The 18926-nt window shown below is 31.4% G+C and carries 23 protein-coding genes and 2 pseudogenes; 19 read left to right on the top strand and 6 right to left on the bottom strand.

Annotated features, from left to right (window positions below):
• Positions 1-11 precede the first annotated feature (11 nt).
• Entirely contained in the window at positions 12-1331 is a 1320-nt protein-coding gene (locus tag FS802_RS16810; RefSeq protein ID WP_098720503.1) for an McrC family protein, read from the top strand.
• A 294-nt stretch (positions 1332-1625) separates the two neighbouring features.
• Here the strand turns inward: FS802_RS16810 and FS802_RS16805 are convergent, their stop codons facing one another.
• Together FS802_RS16805 and FS802_RS16800 are read right to left on the bottom strand one after the other, a co-directional pair.
• Positions 1626-2096, bottom strand: a complete 471-nt coding sequence (locus tag FS802_RS16805; RefSeq protein ID WP_088107548.1) for a PDDEXK-like family protein — start codon at positions 2094-2096, stop codon at positions 1626-1628.
• 43 nt (positions 2097-2139) lie between these two features.
• Entirely contained in the window at positions 2140-3837 is a 1698-nt protein-coding gene (locus FS802_RS16800; protein ID WP_144525225.1) for a DUF2075 domain-containing protein, read from the bottom strand.
• Positions 3838-4286: 449 nt separating this feature from the next.
• Between FS802_RS16800 and FS802_RS16795 the strand changes: the two genes are divergently transcribed.
• From FS802_RS16795 to FS802_RS31585, 5 genes and pseudogenes are all read left to right on the top strand, one after another.
• The gene (locus tag FS802_RS16795) at positions 4287-4802 is read left to right on the top strand and encodes a hypothetical protein (RefSeq protein ID WP_144525223.1); all 516 of its coding nucleotides are present in this window, start codon (positions 4287-4289) and stop codon (positions 4800-4802) included.
• A 483-nt stretch (positions 4803-5285) separates the two neighbouring features.
• A complete protein-coding gene (locus FS802_RS16790) occupies positions 5286-5867 on the top strand; it encodes a hypothetical protein (protein WP_098092565.1) in 582 nt (193 codons plus the stop codon).
• A 24-nt stretch (positions 5868-5891) separates the two neighbouring features.
• Positions 5892-6305, top strand: coding sequence for a hypothetical protein (locus tag FS802_RS16785; RefSeq protein WP_144525221.1), 414 nt, complete (start codon positions 5892-5894; stop codon positions 6303-6305).
• 3 nt (positions 6306-6308) lie between these two features.
• Positions 6309-6731, top strand: a complete 423-nt coding sequence (locus FS802_RS16780) for a protein-export chaperone SecB (RefSeq protein WP_098092561.1) — start codon at positions 6309-6311, stop codon at positions 6729-6731.
• Positions 6732-7191: 460 nt separating this feature from the next.
• Positions 7192-7299 (top strand): annotated as a pseudogene (locus FS802_RS31585) (N-acetylmuramoyl-L-alanine amidase); the annotation flags it as partial.
• Between the two features lie 73 nt (positions 7300-7372).
• Here the strand turns inward: FS802_RS31585 and FS802_RS16770 are convergent.
• Together FS802_RS16770 and FS802_RS16765 are read right to left on the bottom strand one after the other, a co-directional pair.
• A complete protein-coding gene (locus tag FS802_RS16770) occupies positions 7373-8248 on the bottom strand; it encodes an AbiJ-NTD4 domain-containing protein (protein ID WP_098092558.1) in 876 nt (291 codons plus the stop codon).
• 208 nt (positions 8249-8456) lie between these two features.
• On the bottom strand, positions 8457-8690 hold the full coding sequence (locus FS802_RS16765; RefSeq protein ID WP_186367219.1) for a helix-turn-helix domain-containing protein: 234 nt from the start codon (positions 8688-8690) through the stop codon (positions 8457-8459).
• A gap of 142 nt (positions 8691-8832) precedes the next feature.
• Between FS802_RS16765 and FS802_RS16760 the strand changes: the two genes are divergently transcribed.
• The 8 genes and pseudogenes from FS802_RS16760 to FS802_RS16735 all read left to right on the top strand — a co-directional run.
• Complete coding sequence (locus FS802_RS16760; protein ID WP_144525219.1) at positions 8833-9138, top strand: hypothetical protein; 306 nt, start codon at positions 8833-8835, stop codon at positions 9136-9138.
• A 13-nt stretch (positions 9139-9151) separates the two neighbouring features.
• Positions 9152-9277, top strand: coding sequence for a hypothetical protein (locus FS802_RS31580; protein WP_257143471.1), 126 nt, complete (start codon positions 9152-9154; stop codon positions 9275-9277).
• Positions 9278-9378: 101 nt separating this feature from the next.
• Complete coding sequence (locus tag FS802_RS16755; RefSeq protein WP_144525217.1) at positions 9379-9744, top strand: hypothetical protein; 366 nt, start codon at positions 9379-9381, stop codon at positions 9742-9744.
• A 206-nt stretch (positions 9745-9950) separates the two neighbouring features.
• Entirely contained in the window at positions 9951-10109 is a 159-nt protein-coding gene (locus FS802_RS31125; protein WP_179865879.1) for a hypothetical protein, read from the top strand.
• A gap of 376 nt (positions 10110-10485) precedes the next feature.
• The gene (locus tag FS802_RS31575; RefSeq protein ID WP_260989071.1) at positions 10486-10611 is read left to right on the top strand and encodes a hypothetical protein; all 126 of its coding nucleotides are present in this window, start codon (positions 10486-10488) and stop codon (positions 10609-10611) included.
• Positions 10612-11172: 561 nt separating this feature from the next.
• Positions 11173-11478 (top strand): hypothetical protein, encoded by a 306-nt coding sequence (locus tag FS802_RS31570; RefSeq protein WP_257143470.1) that lies wholly within the window; start codon positions 11173-11175, stop codon positions 11476-11478.
• Between the two features lie 552 nt (positions 11479-12030).
• Positions 12031-12714, top strand: a complete 684-nt coding sequence (locus FS802_RS16740) for a hypothetical protein (RefSeq protein WP_260989070.1) — start codon at positions 12031-12033, stop codon at positions 12712-12714.
• 61 nt (positions 12715-12775) lie between these two features.
• Positions 12776-12943 (top strand): annotated as a pseudogene (locus tag FS802_RS16735) (DNA-binding protein); the annotation flags it as partial.
• 44 nt (positions 12944-12987) lie between these two features.
• Here the strand turns inward: FS802_RS16735 and FS802_RS16730 are convergent.
• Positions 12988-13188 (bottom strand): hypothetical protein, encoded by a 201-nt coding sequence (locus FS802_RS16730; RefSeq protein ID WP_144525215.1) that lies wholly within the window; start codon positions 13186-13188, stop codon positions 12988-12990.
• Between the two features lie 639 nt (positions 13189-13827).
• Here FS802_RS16730 and FS802_RS16725 point away from each other — a divergent pair.
• From FS802_RS16725 to FS802_RS16715, 4 genes are all read left to right on the top strand, one after another.
• Positions 13828-15069, top strand: a complete 1242-nt coding sequence (locus FS802_RS16725) for a HEPN domain-containing protein (RefSeq protein ID WP_142314312.1) — start codon at positions 13828-13830, stop codon at positions 15067-15069.
• 607 nt (positions 15070-15676) lie between these two features.
• On the top strand, positions 15677-15838 hold the full coding sequence (locus FS802_RS31120) for a hypothetical protein (RefSeq protein WP_186367218.1): 162 nt from the start codon (positions 15677-15679) through the stop codon (positions 15836-15838).
• 49 nt (positions 15839-15887) lie between these two features.
• Positions 15888-16037: a hypothetical protein gene (locus FS802_RS31565; RefSeq protein WP_260989069.1), complete on the top strand. Its 150-nt coding sequence runs from the start codon at positions 15888-15890 to the stop codon at positions 16035-16037.
• Between the two features lie 632 nt (positions 16038-16669).
• Positions 16670-16855, top strand: a complete 186-nt coding sequence (locus FS802_RS16715; RefSeq protein WP_186367226.1) for a hypothetical protein — start codon at positions 16670-16672, stop codon at positions 16853-16855.
• On the opposite strand, the gene FS802_RS16710 is transcribed toward FS802_RS16715, so the two are convergent.
• Complete coding sequence (locus FS802_RS16710) at positions 16794-17159, bottom strand: phage integrase SAM-like domain-containing protein (protein ID WP_260989068.1); 366 nt, start codon at positions 17157-17159, stop codon at positions 16794-16796. The two genes, FS802_RS16715 and FS802_RS16710, sit on opposite strands and share 62 nt — an antisense overlap.
• 412 nt (positions 17160-17571) lie before the next feature.
• On the opposite strand from FS802_RS16710, the gene FS802_RS16705 reads away from it, so the two are divergent.
• The gene (locus tag FS802_RS16705; RefSeq protein ID WP_144525211.1) at positions 17572-18846 is read left to right on the top strand and encodes a HEPN domain-containing protein; all 1275 of its coding nucleotides are present in this window, start codon (positions 17572-17574) and stop codon (positions 18844-18846) included.
• Positions 18847-18926: the final 80 nt, after the last annotated feature.

Below are 18926 nucleotides of genomic sequence, written 5' to 3'. Positions count from 1 at the left end.
ATGGTGAAGAAATGAATAAGTTATTAGAGGTTTGTGAATTCGATTCAATAACCTGCAATAAGGATTATGAAAATAATGACTCTTATAAGTATTTAAATGAGGAGACTTTTCAAGAGTTAGAAAAATTTATATTGACCTTAAATGTGAACGAAGAAACAAGTTCAGCAAATTTTCTAAGAATAAGTATGCGGAGAAATGTTGGGAAAATAATTCAAGCAAGGAATTATGTTGGATTAATTCAGATGAAGAATGGTTTTCAGGTTCAAATTCTTCCCAAGATTACAAATAGTGGGCTTGAGGATACAAAGAAAACATTTCTAAGAATGATCCGAAGTATGAAAGACTTTCCAAGTAAGATTTTTAATGATGCTAATCTAAACGTAGATAAAATGAACCTGTATGAGCTTTTTATTAATATGTATATCCAGGAAGTAAGAGAATTAATAAAAAAAGGTCTTCGCTCATCGTACTTTCCTGTAGTAGATAATGTAAATTATTTTAAAGGGAAGTTAATAATTCGGGAACAAATCAAGAAAAATCAAATACATAAAGAACGATTCTATGTAGAGTATGACGAGTATGGAATGAACCGACCAGAAAATCGATTAATCAAGTCAACATTATTAAAATTACAAAAGCTGTCTAAGAGTGCAGCCAATATAAAAGGAATTAGGCAGTTGCTCCCTAATTTTGAAAAGGTAAAACCCTCAATTAATTATAACAAGGATTTTTCAAAAATAGTTATTGATAGGAACACAAAAGATTATAAAACGCTAATGCAGTGGTCTAAAGTTTTCTTGATGAATCAGAGCTTTACGACCTTTTCTGGAGAGACAAATGCTAGAGCGCTATTGTTTCCGATGGAAAAAGTTTTTGAAGTATATGTTGCTAGAAACCTAAAAAAAGTATTAAGTGATTTGATGTGGGAAGTATCACTTCAGGATAAGGGGCACTATTTGTTTAATATTCCAAAAAAGTTTGCATTACGACCGGATATTGTTATTACGCGTGAAGATGGTAGTAGGGTAATATTAGATACGAAGTGGAAAATGCTAATTGATAACCAAAAAAGAAATTATGGTATATCACAAGCTGATATGTATCAAATGTATGCTTACTCAAAGAAATATGAGGCATCAGAAATATGGCTATTATACCCGGTAAATGAGGAAATGAAGGATATTGATATTAATTTTAAATCGTATAAAGACGAGGTACTAGAATTAAAAGTAAAAGTTTTCTTAGTTGATTTAACCGATATTCAAGAAAGTCTTATTGTGCTGAAAAAGCATTTAATAAATGGTAGAAATGAAGTACGGTGTCTGAAGTAACAAGGAAAAGTTAAAAATAGCATTGAAATATATTGTTTTCTAGGAAATAGTTAAAGTTCAAAGTGTGATTTAGGTAGTTTTTGAACACGTGTTATGCTGGCCACGGCCATGTCTTTTAATTTATTAAAAAGGCAACTAATTCTTTTAAGGGAATTAGTTGCCTTTTTCTATTCCTTGAAATGAGAGGGAAATAGTTAAACCTGAATGAGGCGTTTTTATTTTAAAATCGTTATGAGTTACTTGAATTTATAATAAAAATTCTAGAGAGTAAACAGTTTAATTATGATATTAATTTTAAATTTTTTTCCATTGGTCTTGGAATGGAGAAAGGTCTGTACTAGCAAGTTTTGTACCTTCTTTATTTAAGTTAAACGTAAAGTTTCCGCTAGATGTTCCCTTGTTCGAAAAGATACTTCTAATTTCATGATTAGAAAAAATATAGTACTTCAAATTATTAAACCCGTTATCATTAGTAAAGTTGCTGATGATTAATACTAGGTTATCAAATAAATCCAGTTCAGCTTGTGAACGTTTTAATATGAATGAGTCATTAGAAGTGGATTCACTAGTTTGAATATGTTTTACTTCAATTTTTTTATCGGTATCTAAAATAATTAAATCGTATCCTTCTTGGTTAGTAGTATCAGCAAATTTTACAGTGTAGCCTAAAGAAACTAATTTGGCTAATACTAGGCATTCCCCCATAAAGCCACTTCTATTTCTATCTAAAGGTTTCTTACTCTTTTCTCTACTTAAGAGTTCCATACTAACTACCTCCGTTGATTAACCTTTTGTTGAGTTACTTGTATTATAAAGTAGTTTTTTGAATTTCTAATAACTTTGTTCTTAGTTTTTCATCATGTGCATATAAATAAAGACCTTTTATGCCTCGTTTTAGCAAGATATTAAGCGCATTTAAAATGATTTCATCTTTTATTTTTGCAGCATTAGGGTGATTTCCTAATCCTTTAAATGCTTCGGTATCTTTATAACTATCACTTAATATTACTAGCTTATTATTTTTTTCATCATAAGAGATAGATGGTCCCAATATTACACCCACATAGTTTAAGTCAAATCCTTGTACAGTATAAATTGAACCTACCTCATCAATTGAACTTCCATGTGGAGAAGTTTTCTCTCGTTGTGCCCATGTTGTAGAAGAATCAGTAAGGTTCCATGGTAGATCTAAGCCGCCAGTTGTAACATGATACTTTCCACCATCTTTTTTATGTTCAAAATCAAATGTGGAAACAACTCTAGAAAGTCCCCATTTCGTATTTTGTTGTTGTATTTTTTTATGCATATCAGAAGCATGTTCAAAGATGTCAAAATCATAAGTCTTAGGGACATTTGGCATAGGCGTAATTTTCTTTTGAACTAAATTATCTAACCATGAAACTAATTCATCGCCAGCATGCATTCGCATTTGAGTAGAAAGTTTGTATCTTTTAGGCTTATATTTTGATAGGACGGTGTTTAAAGTTTTAGCATCCCAATATGCCTTATTGCGGGTTACTTGCTTAGAATCAAAGATAATAATAGTCACCTTAGCTCTTTTAATAATATCTTCTAGATGGTTTTGACCGTGATATGAATTATAAGAATCTGAACTCGAGAGTAGTAGATGGGCTTCATCTACAAATACAATATCAGCTGGTGTACTCTCTTTATCTAACGGCATTTGATTAATAAAAGAAGTAGGTTTTAATATTTTATTCTTCTGCATAATTTTCACGTTAGAAGCTATGCTATGGAACGTTTTTAATGCTTCATTATGGTTAATCAAAATATAACTGGAAGTATGATATAAATGTGAGTTTTTATCTTTAGACATCTCTAACGTTTTATAATAAAGAGAACTTAAAACAACGCTTTTACCAACCCCAGCACTACCTTCAATGAAAAGCACTTTATGTTCTGTTTTGTTTTGAGTATTCATTTTAAAGAATTGCTCTTCTAATTCATATACAACATCTTGGTATAATTCGAACTGTTCAGATGTAAGTTGCTTAAACGGAGATAGTTTGAAAATATCATTATTCTCAATTAAAAATAGATCCTTATTAACAATCTGTTCAGTATCTTTCAAGGTTTTCCAGATTGCTTCAAAAACTTCATCATTATAAAAGCTTTTTTCATAGTAGTTATGCACAACTGAAGATACAGTTTGACTAACATTTCTTAACGTGTAACGTTCATCACCTAAGAAATAATTAATTAACTTTGTTTCCAAATTATATGTAGCAGATTGATTAAATTTTTCATGTTTAATCAGTGTTACGTGCTTAAAATCATGTCTGTTTTTAGCATTAGAAGTATTATTCCTATTTAGTCTATGGTTGTGTAATCTATTAAAAGCATTTACTGTTTCACCAATATAAGCTTCTTTCTCCTTATGTAGGATATATATAATAGGGTAGTCATTAAAAACATTATAATCCGTTTTAATTTTATCAATTTCTTCTTTTGTGAAAGGGATAGTTTTAATCGTTAATCCTTCCATGAATATACCTCCTATTTTTAAAGACCAATGTCTTAGATTCAAAGTGGAAAACTTTACTGCTAAATCTTGCTTAAATAATATGGCTTTGAAATACTTAGAAAAAGCTTTTAAAGGCTTTAAAATTGTAGAATTTCACATTAATTGTATAATTTAAAAAATAAATATACAACTTATGTATTATTTATTGGTACAATATAAAATGATATCTATATGACATAATCTATATCTATGGATATTATATTGATAAAGAGAATATAACTTTTTAATTGAAAATAAATGGATTAAACCTTAATTGAGCTGAAGAAAAATTCTAATTCAGATTCTAATTATGGGGGTTAATTACCATATAAAATTCCAAATTATGTATTAATTTGTAAAAAAAATATCTATTTTAGATTGAAGGTTTAGTATAATAATACTAATGTTTTTTATTTGGGGGTTTGTACAAATTGTTTATTGAAGGAATGGTTGAATATCGGCCAGGTATTGATGCAGAGCGTTACGTTTGGAAAAAAGTAAAATCAGCATTCATCGAACGTGAAAGTTTTGAGAAGGAATCAGAACTTTTAGTGATGATAGAACATGGGATGGATGCAATACGAAAAATATTAAATTCAGATACAAGCAAATTTATTTCAAAGAAAAATCAATTATATACATTATTTTCTGTGTTTTTTGATATGCTGGAAAATGATACTCCTCTTTGCGAGGATATTCTAAAGAGATTTACATTATTTGTGAAAGTATATTATTTATTTAAAAATGATGCTCAAATTGGTGATATAGGAGAAGCGAATCGAGAGACATTTGATATGATAAATAAATATAAGCTAGCTTCTTCAGAGGGTGTTAACAAATTTTCTAATCGTATGATTAGATTTGAAGTAATAAAGAAAATATGTGTAAATGAAAATACAGAAGTAAATTTAGTAACTTTAATAAAGTTACTTTCTCATGAGTTCTAAATTAGAATTATTTATAAAGTTTTTATTTAGAATAAAAGTGGTTAAAGAGTAAATTATTTTTGAAAACTCCTATCATGAGTTTTCAAAAATAATTGGCTTAAGAAATCAAAAAAGTATATGTTGATGGAAGAGTTCTTATCAAAAAAATATTTATATAACAAGATTTAAAATTTTCCTATTCTTAAGTAAACCAATTATTTTTAATCGATATATGTAAATGTTTTTTGTTTATAAGGTTTATTTTGTATGTATACAATAAATGATTAAGATGATATTTTTACATTTCAATTGCTGTATCATGATATTAATATTAATGTTTTTAATTTGTAAATTTATTTATATGGAATTATTCAAATTGGATTGTATGGTGAATAAAGATTTTTGTGGTATTATTTGTTAAAAATTAGTGGTTAAGAATGTGCATTTTTATCTTATTAGTGTATACTGAAAGTAACATATAGACATAATGGTGGTGATTTATCATTGAATTATAATGTAAGATATAATTGTTTTCACGGTTCTACCCATGAAGCAGTGAATTTAATTCTAGAAACTAAAAGATTTGATTTTGAAAAAAGGTCTAATCATTGGTTAGGAAACGGTGCTTATTTTTTTATAGATGATCAAGGAAAAGCGGAATGGTGGGCAAGACAGGCAGTTAAAAAGGCTAAAAAGTATGTGCCTCAAAAAAAGTATGATCCAGGTGTAATATACATAGAAGCTAATATACCAAAACAAGAATTAATAAATCTAAATATAGAGTCAGACCAAAAAATTCTTCATGATTTTTTGGATTATATACAGAATAATGGTTTTGAATTTAAGTATCCTGATAATGAAGAATTAGATAAAGAGGGTTTAGTGCATTATGCTTTATGTCAAACTATGGACTTGTTATCAAAGACCCAGGGATATAAAGCAAGTTGTTATCAATTTTCAAATAAGGAGAGACCAGAGTTATTTAAGAGATTAGGCCAATGTGGTATCGAGAATAACAAAGGTAATCAACTCTGTGTTTATGATCAATCCATTCTTGATTTTGAAACATCTTCAAAAATAGGTTAAAATAAATAAATAGAGGTGTTGAAAATGTTTGACATAAATAAAATAATGGCTGCGGCTAATGACCTAGGTATTGAATTTAAAACAAATTCTTCTAATCCAGGATTTCATTTTGTTTCAGCAGATAATAAAGAGCGGATTGTAACTTTTGATAACCTTAAATGTGCGGTAAGAGAAAAATTTAATCATAATCATTCTGATATTCCTTATACTACAATTAATAAAACTAAGGTTACTAATAAGATTACTTGTAATGTCAATATGGTTAATTGTGATATCAATTTAAATAAAAATAGTTTGGAGTCTAGAAATTTGTCGAAAATTAATAAGATATTTGTGAATGATACTGCTGCAGATACTTTTAATAATGTGGATATATCCAATCTTTTTTTAGGAAATACAGATTTGTATAAGGTTTTTGAGAATAAAAAGGCGGCGTGATATATGGCAGGGTTAATATTTGAAGACTATATAGTTAAAGAACTTTTTTTTAAAAAAAATATAGATTTTAATCAGACCGATTCAGTAAATTTAAGTACGAATTTCCAGTGTCGTATTAGTATTCAAGAAGTTTATGCGACAGTAGAGCTTACTTGTACTCTTGGAGAGCTTGAGGATAAAGCATCACCTTTTGCTATTAAGGTAGTTTTGGAAGGGAAATTTGAATTTAACGATAGAGAAAGTGAAGACGTAAGTTTTGAAAGTTATTTATTAAATAATGCTATTGCTATTCTCTTTCCATATTTAAGAATGTTAATATCGGATTTATTATCTAGATCAAACGAGTTTCCAACACTTAATTTACCTGTAATTAATGTGGCGAAAATGTTGCAAGAGAATAATTCAATAAAAATATCCTATGATTAATAATCTTAGTCTAAGAAAGACTCTTATCAAAGTAAATTGTTTTACGTTCTGATAAGAGTCTTTTGGTGTATTTAAATCATAAAAGAGATATTAAAGTTATATATTAGAGTTAATCAAAAGAACCATCATACACCTACACGCCTTCTGTTTACGGACTATGAAATGATTACACGAGACAGGAATAGGGGTGATTATGTAAACTATTGATGAATAGAATCTTATATAAAAAGTGAGCGATTCCAATCGGATTGTTGAATGCCGGGGGCTCTCTCGTCGGAAACTTGGGGCCCAGGCGCAGAAAACATGAGTATAGTATTTTTAAAACACGGGGCTTGAAATCACCAGTATACTCGTTGTGTTTTTACGTAATAGCTTTTTCTTATGTATTTATACTACTTCGCATGTACATACTCAATTTCGCGGATAATTCTCTAGTAAAAAAGACCTTAAAGCGTAAGGTATCGACGCTAAAGTCGACGTAAATGGTTTGCCTCAATACCGCGTGCACAATTCGAAAGGGCGTACGTATTACATCACGGCTAGTCCGACTTATGTAACTATACGCTAGTAACCGTACGTTAGTAGCGGTAGAAAAGACCGCCTATTATGGGCGGTCGATTTTTTATTTAATAAAGTTTTATTTAAGAAATATCAATTCCAGCCTTATTTGCTTTTTCAGTTAGGTAATTACAAAATGCGGAACAAGTTATAAGCATGAATTGAGCATCTTCATAAGAAACATTTGGTACATCTTTATGAGCGTGGCGAATACCATCGTTATCACTTGTATACCAATATATTCTTTTGAATCCTTCTTTTAATGCATCCTGAATGACTATTCCTCTTTGTTCTAACCTATTTAAAGCTTGCCCTAGGGTTCCTTTTTCGTCTTCTATAATAACCTTACATATGGATTCAACGGCGCTTATTGATTCTTTAATAGAATTAATGTAGTCAGGATTATTTCGATCAGCCATTAAACGTAAGGCTTGTTCTATGTGCATACTTACAAAAGCCTTAGTACCTTTAGAGTTAATTGCTTTTTCTATAGATTCAATCTCTTGTTCAGTAGTAATTTGAGTAAGTGTGTTATTTGTAAATCTATAGGCTGATTTTTCTTTTTCTAAAATCCGATTACATTCTTTTTTAAATGATTCAAATTCATCAAGAAAAGGGAAACTTTGGGCGATATATTCGATGAAATCGTATGCTTGGTACCATTCGGCAGCGAAATATTGATTTTCTACATATTTAAAAAAATTATCCAGATTAGAAGGTATTTTACTAAGAGGTAATTTGAAAAAGTCATACCATAAGGCGCCAGCTATTGTATTTAAGTTCTTTAAACCTTCTTTTCCTGACACACTAGACCTAGAGCTTTTGTGTTTTTTATACTCTATTCGCCAAATAAAAGTATAAAAAGAATTCCATAAACCGTTTCTTAATGGTTCGTTCATGGAATCGATTTGTATTAATTGATTTACAGGAACAAATCCCATTCGTTCAGAAAATTTCATTAAAATAACCCTCCAAATAATACGTTTTTTAATTACATTATATCAATGATAAGATTAATTAACTATTTGTTTAGCTAATTTCTAACTAAAGAAAGCGATTTATGAGTTTGAAACTTAATCTTAGTTCTCAAAAAAGCATCATTATAATCATAAGTCCTCTTCATAGTTTCTAACGTTGGGAAGTTTCTTCTAAATAAAAAGAACACCATTATTGGGCATTCTCCTCATCTTCGACAATTAATAGTAATTCATTCATATCGGTAATATTTAATTTATCTGCGATCTTCTCTAGCGCTTCTTTCGGATATCTTTTCATTTTTCCGCTCGCTAGTTCACTTATTGTTCGTGTAGATAATCCGTTATCTTTATCGATTAAATCCTTCTGATCCATACCATGAGATTTTAATATGTCACACAGCTTAACTTCTATTCTTTTTGCCACTATGTATCACCTCTTGTCTATATTATATAGTCTGAATAGAATTGCATAAAATGTAATTTCAGGGTTGATAATTTAGTTGAACGTAATTCGTAGTGTAGATATCGGTTACGTTAAACGTGATTTAGGGAGGGGAAATGAAAAAATGAATATACAAAATATTAAAGAAGTAGATGTAAATATCACGGTGGAGTACGGAGATGGTTCGAAGGTAACGTTCACTGGGAAGGCTTATAAAATCATGGATATACACGTACTAACGGTATATGAAGACGGTATTTCAATCGAAGAGTTCACATACGGTAACAATGACGAAGTTATTATCAGAGCAACGGTATTAAATTTACAAGGGGATTTAGACGAAAGCTTGGTCGACATTACTCAAATTGGAAATATGACGGCATTGGATTTTCTAGTTGCACTTGCGGCGATTAAAAAGGACTTACACTGAGGAGGCGTTGAGAATGTTTGCAAAACTAAATAATTACTTCGGGCTTGAAACGTTATCCAATCGTATCTACTATTATGGTGTTTTCGACGTAGGCGGTACGTTATTTTTAATTGATATGGCCATTGCGTATATTTTATAAAAATTGAAAAGGTGAAGCGTGAGGTTCATACGTCGGTTGGCAGGTCGCGTTATGAGCAAGCGCTCTTGAATGATGACAAGGTGGTATGGAGCTGTTTGTAGTTGACACCTCTTACGATTGTGTACCATTTTGGCACAAGCTCATCGGCCTACTTAGTTATTGAAGAAAAGAGAATGGAATTAAAAGCAGACGATGTATTTTGTATGGAAAGACGATTTCCAATTGATGATCATTACGAAACTTGTATGTTAGAAGGCATGATGCTAAACGATGAACTATTTTTAACGGCAGACGAGTATCATATAGGCGTATATGACTTTCAAACATTTTTAGATACGAAGGATTTGAGCGATAACTTTCTTGAAATCCACGTTTATAGTAAGCGACCGCTATCTATTAAGGACATTAGTCAGTTTAAAAACAAAAGTATAATCGATTTAATTTTATATTACGTAAATAAAAAATAGTTAACGTGAAAGAACACCGAACGGCAACGGTGTTCTTTTTTTGCGTTTATTTAAGTAAATTATGTTCGAAAAGGACATCTCACATGACTTAATTTGTGTAATTAAAATTTTATCTCACTTTTGTGTGTGGCGAGAGGCTCACTCGCGTCATACAAGGTGTAAGGGGTAAACGTAACAAAAAAATTTACGGAAAAGGGGGGATATTTTTGAAAGGAGCGGCTAATTTGGATAGAAACGCAGCGAAACAACTAAGGGAAGAAATCCAAAAAGAAACAAGACGCGAAAAGATGGAAGGTCAACTAAAGGAAGCGATCGTAAAGTATACAGAGGGAGAGCAAACGATTGATGAAGCGATGTATTCGTAATCACATCAATCAAGTCAAATAGGAGCAAGGTTGCGGCAGAAGTCAAAGAAATTCATATGCGAAAATTTTGATATACAGGCACGATACGAAGTTGGCGACATGTATAGTCTGTTAACCGAAGAACTATGGAAATTCGGTGCAGAAAGTCCAAAGTGCTTCGAGGAAATAATGAGCTATTTGGCTATACTTGTTTATCGTTGTGATATACGGCTTTTACAATTTAAACGGGGATTCCTAGCAAATAAACGAAAGGGAGAGTGACTTACTTATCCGAAAAAAGAGGACGTTCTAGATTATGTAGAATTACAGGCAATTTCAAACAGAAATTATACCGTCAGTACTTTTAGAAGTGGTAATAAGGACGACGAGGAGGAAGATGAAGAAACCAAATCGTCGCAAATATCTTGTAACTGGTTATGAAGAAACATTCGAGAATCATGCGCTAGTAAATCAAATGTTAGACGCGCAAGGGCTTAGTGAGGAAGGTCGCCGATTAATATAGTATTTATACCGTAGCCCAGACGCATTGCTATCTGAAATAGCGGGAGATTGCGGTTATACAAGTAAAAAGGCGGTCAGTCTTGCAATTCAACGAATCGCGCACCATCTTATACGTTATTAACTATGTATTACTGCGGTTTATTACGGATTAGGGACGGTGGTTAGGTATTATTTCCGTTCTTATATTCCTTAAGTATTTATAGGTTACAGAAAGTAGTGAAATCGTGCGGGTAAAAAGGAAAAAATATAAAATTATTAGGTAACACAGCGGAGAGGTATCGATGGAAGTAGCTGAGGAATACGGCGTCGACCGTCGCAACTACAAGCTTCCTGTACGTAGGAAGCGAACGAGAAAAGAAACGTGGCAAATCGATAAGGAAGCGAAGTCTAGGAACGAAGAGAGACGGAAAGTATATCGGGAGTTTACGGGGGTAAAGGTGGTTAAAAGGTACGTGTTAGCCGATGAAGTAGGAAGATAATATGGTTTGAAGTAGATTTTTGTCGAAACCTTAAGCTAGGAAAAAATTTCTATATATTAGATAATTTTGTTAGAAGGGAGAGATTGTACATGGCTAATAACAAACAATTAGAAGCTGAATTCACTGAAGATAATATGCTTGTACTTATCGAAAGCCGTACAATGCGAGATCAATATGTTTACCGTGAAGAAGTATTAGAAAAAGTAAAAGAAGTGGCGTTTTTAACAGACAATTTTGAAATAACCATCCAAACAGCTGCTGATTATTATGAAGTTCCTTTTGAAACAATTAAGTCTGTAATCAAGCGTAACCGAGATGAATTTAACGAGTATGGCGAGCTAAGAGTACTGAAAGGCAAGTTGTTAAGAGATTTCAAGGGTCCGGTTTAACTTGAATCTAACCTTCAAACAGCTCCGTCGTATAGAAGAGGCTTGTTGCGAATTGGTATGCTCCTTACAAAATCAGAAGTTGCAAAAGCGGTACGAAACTAGCTGCTTAATATTGAAGAAGTAAGGATGAAGAACAAAAAAAGTGGGCAATCGAACGAGAGATAAGTAAGCGAGATAGAAGACAACTTACCGATGCAATACAGGAGTTTTATGTCGGTGCAATGAAAAATGGGATTCAGTATGCTGCATTTACTAATTTAGTTTAAGATACGTTATTTGATATGACTGCTGTTGAACTAAGAAGAATGTATGAGCTTGAAAAAAATGAAGCATTAAGAGATTCTTTTACTACTGAGGATTTAAGAAAGGTAGTTAAAGTTTAAAAGACAATATCAGTTCTACTTCTTTTAGGAAAGATTTACGAAGAAATAAAATTTGAACTATCTCAGAATAAAGCAAAGTATCAGTAAACTTTAGTCTCTAAGTAGTATTGTAAGCGCCCTTTCGAGGGTGTTTTTATTAAAAGTATATCTATAAATGGAGGGATTTACAGTGGAAAAGTTTTACGCGTTTAGAAAGATGGTCGTATTGGAATTGGCTAAGATTAAGCTATGGAACGTAGGTAGATATGCTACTGAAATGGAAAATACAAATACTTTTAAGTTAGAAGAATTATCAAGAGATGTGGATGAAGCAGAAAAAAGTTTAACTGAAGAAGAGAAGGAAATGTATTGGGAATATAAAATAGAGGAGTTTGAAGAAGTTGAAAAGATATTCCCAAGTTTTTTGAGATATTCAGTAGTAGTATTGATTTATTCTATAATAGAAGAAGCATTATTAGGAATCGTTAAACCTCATATTGTTAATTCACTAGGAGATAAAAAAGAATCGGAGCTAAATCGTTTGGCTAAAAATAAGGTGCTGAAGTATAAAGGTGATAATTTTTTGGATAAATTAGGTAATTATATGGAGCAGGAAATGGGCATTGAGTTTCCTTTTGATAGTAAAGAGTGGATATTTGTTATGGATTTAAATACAATTCGTAACAATATTGTGCATTGTAACGGAAAAGTAAAGGATGACAAAGACCCTGAAAATATCCAGAACGTATTAGATTCATACAATGCAATAACAGTTAGTTCACATGGTGAAATGATTCTTGCGCGAGAATTTATTACATATATGATTGAACAAATACAAGCTTTATTCTCTGAACTAATAAAAACGAATAAATAAACCATTGTATTAGACCGTATTATTACGGTCTTTAACCCAATTTATTTTCTTAAATCCCTTTACACGTGCGCGTATGAGTCAGTTAATTAAACAGGGGAAGATAACGCCTGTGAAAAAGTTGGATAAGGTTAGTTTGTTTTTACGTGCAGATGTCGAGGAGAAACGTAAGGAGTTAGTGGCATTACGGGAGAAATACCAACCGTATAATTCTGCGAATGAAGACGAGTAGAGACCGCCTTAATCAGTGGTCTCACTCGTCTTTATTTATAAAATTTAATTTTCGGGGTATATTTTGCTACAAACCATTCGAGATAATGGAGTGGATAGTTTAGCTGCGACACCTGCCATTACTCGGCTGATACCTACTCCAGCAGTCACTCCTACAACCACACCAACAGGACCCGCTGCTGCACCTGTTAATGCGCTAGATGCAACGTAGTAATTATCACATGCTTTAATAGATTCTCCCACCACAGAACAACAATCCTCGTAATTACCATTGTCTCCTTTTTCATTTACATAAGAGTTTGCACAGGCTTCGGAAACACTTTTTATTTTAATCATATCGTTTGGATCTGTAACAGACTAGCCTAATAAACCCTTAAAACTTGCTAAAGAAGGATCTACGGGACTAATATCATATGTCCCAAGATATTTACATAATCTTCTTGTACGGATATGAAAAGGATTTCGTATAAGATTTACCCCCCATCACAATAATTTCTTTTTAGTTTGAGTCACTGATATTAAACAATGCTTTCTAATTTAAGAAAAACTAATTACACTTACTACTAATTTTTACTCTGTTAGTTACCTATACATTATAGAGGAATGCATTAAGGAAACAAATAAGACGAGTAAGAAAAAACTACCGTCCTTCTGTCGTATTTATAACTAAAAGGAGTCGATTAAATGGCGGATGTTAAATCACGCGAATTAAACGCACGAAACAGTTTTCAAATTAACGTACTATAAAAATTATTAGGATTGTAGAAAATGGTAGGAGAGAAAGAATATCGTTTCTGGAAACTATTTGTAATAAGATATTGGCATCTAGGAAAATGTTACTATATAATTTATTTTATATATGAAAAGCAAAAGGAGAAATTTAGAATGGCTAAGGAAGAGTTAAAAGTAGAATACTTAATTACTGTTAAAGCAAACAGTGATTTTTGTGCTGATATAAAAGGATTTAATAGTCTTCTTGAATCAAATAAAAATATAAGTATAAATGCTGGTAAGATAGCTTATAAGGACATAGAGGTAAAATACGAAATACATACAGATCATTTAGAAAAAGAAAATCAGCGTTTTTTCTATACTAAATTTCAATTTGGGGATATAAACAGGCTTAAGGATTTTGAAAATCTATTAAGTAACATTAGAGAAATTATCTTTAAGACTGGAAATGCACCTCAAATCCTGTGGGATGATATCAGCTTCTATTATTCTAAAGAAGCATACCCTTTAATTTTTGAAGTAGAGAACTTGATGAGAAAATTAATCACTAAGTTCATGTTAACAAATGTAGGAATGGGATGGGCGAAAGAAAATATTCCTGCTGAAGTTAAAGATTCGGTCAAAGGTTCTAAAGATGAAACCCCAGATTTTCTTTATAAAACTGATTTTATACAACTTGAAAAGTTTCTATTTAAAAAATATTCTTCAAAACCTGTAGATAAGCTTTTTGAGAATATTAAAAAAGCAAATAATGAAAGTGATTTAAAATTAGACGAGCTAATGCAGTTTGTTCCGCGTTCAAATTGGGAAAAATATTTTTCTGACTTAGTAGATTGTGATGGAGAATATTTAAGTAAAAGATGGGAAAAACTTTATGATTTAAGAAATAAAGTGGCGCATAATAGAGGATTGATTCGTAAAGATTATGAGGAAATTGTAACTTTTTCGGAGGATATCAGAGGAACTTTATACAAAGCAATAGAAAGTCTAGATAAGATAACGTTAACTGAATCACAAAGAGAAGAAATTGCAGAGAGTACAAGTGATTTCGGTGTTTTCGGTAGTTTTATAACTAATTACGAATTATTAATGAAAGCGTTGAGTGATTATGTAGAACTTTTTGATGAGTCGACTTATAAGTTTGACAGTATAGAAAATAGAATGTTTACTGTGGATAGAATGACATATAAAGGTTATTTATCAAGAGAAGATCATATAATCATTTGTAAAGCCTTAGAAATAAAAGAAGAAATGCTAAATGGTAGGGTGTATGTGACGGATAGCCTTGAGATGATAGAGCTGAATAAAGAATTAGAGATTGTCACTGATCGAATAGATACCCTTTTTATGGATAAAATTTTTTTAGATCCGTCCACTACAGTTGTAAATAACTAATCTTTATAAAAAAATTTTTTAAAGTGGATATAATTTTTCCTCTGTTAGTTACCTATAAGTAATAGGGAAACGAACGAGATGGGTAAGCTCCGTCCACTCTTCGTATTTACCTATTTATTAACACTTTGCTGTTTTATTTATATATCCTGGGTAGTATAGTTAATTTCAACTACCTTGGCAAATAGTAAAATGTTTTTATAAAGATTACTATTCTTAATCCCTTTAGTTCCCTATATCTTACAGGAAGACATTTTTATCGAATACTACTGTATTTTGCTCTTTTAGTCGCCTATACCATATGGAAGTGTATTTTTATCAAGTACTATTGCTTTTTCTCTCGTTGGTTATCTATACGTAGTAGAGGGAAAATACTAATTTTTGGTGCATTTTGTATCCCATTATATGAGAAATTCCAATCAAATTTTGAGGTAGTATCAACTTTGATTAATCAGGGTTGTTATTATATAAATTAATTATTCTAGTTTCTATCGCATTTTTTTAGCCAACGTTCATGGGACGCTTCTTAATGAAGCGTCTTTTTCTTTTTACTCTCAATGTGAAGTTTTGGGATAAGAAAATAAATATTTATAAAAAGGGGCTGATTTAATTGGAAATCGACGGCAAGTTGGTTCGTTTAATTCGTTTTGATGAGAGGTTGACCCAAGAAGCCTTCACGAAAACATTAGGCGTAGGTTTAACAACGATAGCTAATGCTGAAACGGATTACCGTCCTGTTTCTAATCAATTAAAATCCGTACGTTTAACCTAACGGACGCTAAATTGGAAGAATTAAAAGCGATAGAAAAGGTGGTTTTTGCATGAAATCAGATGCGATAATAATCGATTTTACAGCTTTACGTATTCAAAACGTAGCAAACATTGTAGGGGTAGCAATGGACTTCTTTCACATTGATGAAGAAGAAAATTGTAATTATATACCCCGTATAAGATCGCCAGCCTTTATATAGACGATATGCAAGTAGATTCGGTAAGCGGATGTATCAAGGATGCACTAAAACGGTTAATCAAGGAAGTGTCGGAAGGTGTTAACCGTGTAGTGATACGAAGCGACTTAAAACAACTAATGCAAAATAGACTTTATTGAAGAGAAATTGACGGAATGATTGGCGCGGAGATTCGCATCAAGTACTTCCATAGATTGGGCAAAATACGAAATCAAATTCAAATTTTATCCAACGATGCAATATTTCGCAAATCAAGCATAATAGGAGTGGTCGAATGAAACAAACGAAAGAAGCCATCCTGTAGCTGGATTAACGGCAAATTGACGCGTAATTAACAAAAGTACTGGCGAAGTTATCCATAATGATACGTTTTCTCGGTTTAATTTCGAAATCATCAGTACGATGCATGACGTAATGCAGGATATTATCGGAGTGTGTAACGAAGCTGATTTACGCTTAGTAGATATCCAATTGAAACGGGGTTAGGCAATGTAGAGAAAGTAGAAGTTTATAAATAGTCGTGTAATGTATATATAGGAAATCAATTATCGGGAGAAAGAGAGACCATCGTTTATTACAGCGACGGGTCTTTTTAATTATAAATCCAAACGAACAAACAAGAAACGAGGAGGAAAATGAGAATGAATAACTACAAAGGGTATAAGGATGTTTACTTATTAGAAGGTCAAACTATTGATGGGAATTATTCGCAAGCGGCTACGATTGACACAGTGACTGAAGAACAGGCGCGAGAGTTAATTAAAGCAGGTAAGGCAAAGGATTTTCGTCTAGTATTCGTTTCTCATATAAATACCGGCTAAATGCTCGTAAAGTTTTCAGTCTAGTATTAACGGTAGATTCCGATAAACCAATTGTCATATGTTTCTCTTTCTTAAAACGATGGCCCTCGAATTTAACTTTTTCATTTCGCATGTATAGGACATAGTTTCGGATTATGTCTGTATCAAAAGCGGATAAATTATGCGCTATATCTTTTTCGTTTAAATACCCTATAAAATAATGAAAGTTTTTACGGTATTGACGTAAGGTACCAGGCGTCGTCCTTAGGCTTCTTTTACGTGAGTAAATGTTGTAAATAGAACGTGTAAATCGTCTAAGGTACAACGAGTAGCACGCGTTTGTTTTAAACGATTAGAAGACAAATCCCCCCCTATTCCGTTTTATAACGAAATAGGAGGTTTCCATACCGACATACAGTTTGGCGGTGTACCGTAAACCTGTCGGCTAAATCAACGAGTAAATCATCGCATAAAAATAGCGCCCTACCCCTGGATATAACGCCATTTTATCATATTATATGACCCAGGAGAGGCTCGAACTCACGACCCCCACCCTGTCAAGGTTTGGAAGTGAATATGGGGCATCATTATATGTATAATTGTTGATAAATCAACTTTTCCGATAACTCTATTAACACAATTATACATATTTGATTGATACCCTACAAGGAATTTTAACAACAATATTTAAAATGATATAATTGAATAAAAACAGGATAATTTAGGGGGTAAGCTTATTGAAAGCAGTTCGTCAGGTTGTAGAAATATCATATAAAGATGAAAGTTTCATTGGTTACCTGAACTTTGATGAAGACGAGAAATACCTAGAATTTTTAGTTGATACAGTGGAAAATCAAATAGAACTATTGCAATTTTATTCGCCTAAAACATTTAATTGTACATTACATAATGGCAAAGTAATTAGTTGTTTTAATTGTAAAATAATTAGAGTGAAAAATGATAACCTTGTACGTTATGGTATAGATATTTATGTGGAAAATGATATTAAAAGATATGAAGAACTTCAATTTAATAATATTACTGCTATATTTCCAAAAGTAGATTTCTGGTTTGTGGGAAGTGGTTTTAGTTATAAGTCAAATTTTGATTATAAAGGACAAAAACTTGATTTAATTATATCTGAAGGAGAAACTAAACAACGTGGTTTAAATACTGTGATTTCGGAAACCTTTTTAAGGGTTCAATTAAAAAGTGAATCCTTAATGAACTTAGAATTGGTTAATGAAATATATTTTAAAATGTCTGCCATTCTTTCTTTTTTGATAGATGAATTTGTTTCATACACTCATTATAATGTAAATCATGAAGGGCAATATTTATATAAAATTTATCAGCGTAATCAAAATCGGATAAATGAAGTGAAAATGAATAAAATGAATTATCGAATAGACAAAGAGCTAAGTGATACTGATTTTTATAATATTTTTGTTGTGCCACTAACTTTAAAAAACTTTGATGTTTGGTTTAATTATATTGGTGTATTAAGAACTAAGCCATTATTAGAAGAACGATATCTAACTTATGCACGATGTCTAGAAATGATTTCTAGAGAAAATGTCAATACAGATATATATGGAAATGCAGAAAGACGTGCAAAAAGTAAAATTTATAGAGAATTAATTGAAGGTATGGATTTAGATGGAGATTATAAAGAAAACTTAATAGAGGCCTTTAAATTTAGTAACAGGAAAGGTTTTAAAGTGCTATTACTTCAATTAATTCAAAATTCATCTTTTAAAGAACAACTTGAAATGTTAGCAGAAAAAGTAGATGTAGAAAAACTGGTTTCAAATATCGTAAACATCAGAAACCATCTTACACATGGTTCGCCTTTTGAAAAAATAGATAAATCATCTTTATCTTTTTATACGGAATTAATTAAAAGGATCGTAACATATTTTATACTTCAAAAGCACATGGTGGATATACCTTTAAATATTGATTATTTAAATCGTAACTCTAGTGAATTACCAGACCCTTTTATTAAATGAATTTAATTACTTAGAAGACATTGAATAATATATTCAATGTCTTTTTTATAAATTTCACATTAATGAAGCTAATTGCATTA

The organism is Bacillus sp. DE0042, assembly GCF_007680225.1.
In the GTDB taxonomy this organism is placed as follows: Bacteria; Bacillota; Bacilli; order Bacillales; family Bacillaceae_G; genus Bacillus_A; species Bacillus_A wiedmannii.
The sequence above is the reverse complement of the archived record's forward strand: the minus strand, read 5'-3'. Positions and strand labels throughout refer to the sequence as shown.

Excerpts from the sequence above, each read along its gene's own strand:
- FS802_RS16810 (WP_098720503.1), top strand. The coding sequence starts at position 12 with ATGAATAAGTTATTAGAGGTTTGTGAATTCGATTCAATAACCTGCAAT.
- FS802_RS16805 (WP_088107548.1), bottom strand. The coding sequence starts at position 2,096 with ATGGAACTCTTAAGTAGAGAAAAGAGTAAGAAACCTTTAGATAGAAAT.
- FS802_RS16800 (WP_144525225.1), bottom strand. The coding sequence starts at position 3,837 with ATGGAAGGATTAACGATTAAAACTATCCCTTTCACAAAAGAAGAAATT.
- FS802_RS16785 (WP_144525221.1), top strand. The coding sequence starts at position 5,892 with ATGTTTGACATAAATAAAATAATGGCTGCGGCTAATGACCTAGGTATT.
- FS802_RS16780 (WP_098092561.1), top strand. The coding sequence starts at position 6,309 with ATGGCAGGGTTAATATTTGAAGACTATATAGTTAAAGAACTTTTTTTT.
- FS802_RS16770 (WP_098092558.1), bottom strand. The coding sequence starts at position 8,248 with ATGAAATTTTCTGAACGAATGGGATTTGTTCCTGTAAATCAATTAATA.
- FS802_RS16760 (WP_144525219.1), top strand. The coding sequence starts at position 8,833 with ATGAATATACAAAATATTAAAGAAGTAGATGTAAATATCACGGTGGAG.
- FS802_RS31580 (WP_257143471.1), top strand. The coding sequence starts at position 9,152 with ATGTTTGCAAAACTAAATAATTACTTCGGGCTTGAAACGTTATCCAAT.
- FS802_RS31575 (WP_260989071.1), top strand. The coding sequence starts at position 10,486 with ATGAAGAAACCAAATCGTCGCAAATATCTTGTAACTGGTTATGAAGAA.
- FS802_RS16725 (WP_142314312.1), top strand. The coding sequence starts at position 13,828 with ATGGCTAAGGAAGAGTTAAAAGTAGAATACTTAATTACTGTTAAAGCA.
- FS802_RS31565 (WP_260989069.1), top strand. The coding sequence starts at position 15,888 with ATGAAATCAGATGCGATAATAATCGATTTTACAGCTTTACGTATTCAA.
- FS802_RS16715 (WP_186367226.1), top strand. The coding sequence starts at position 16,670 with ATGAGAATGAATAACTACAAAGGGTATAAGGATGTTTACTTATTAGAA.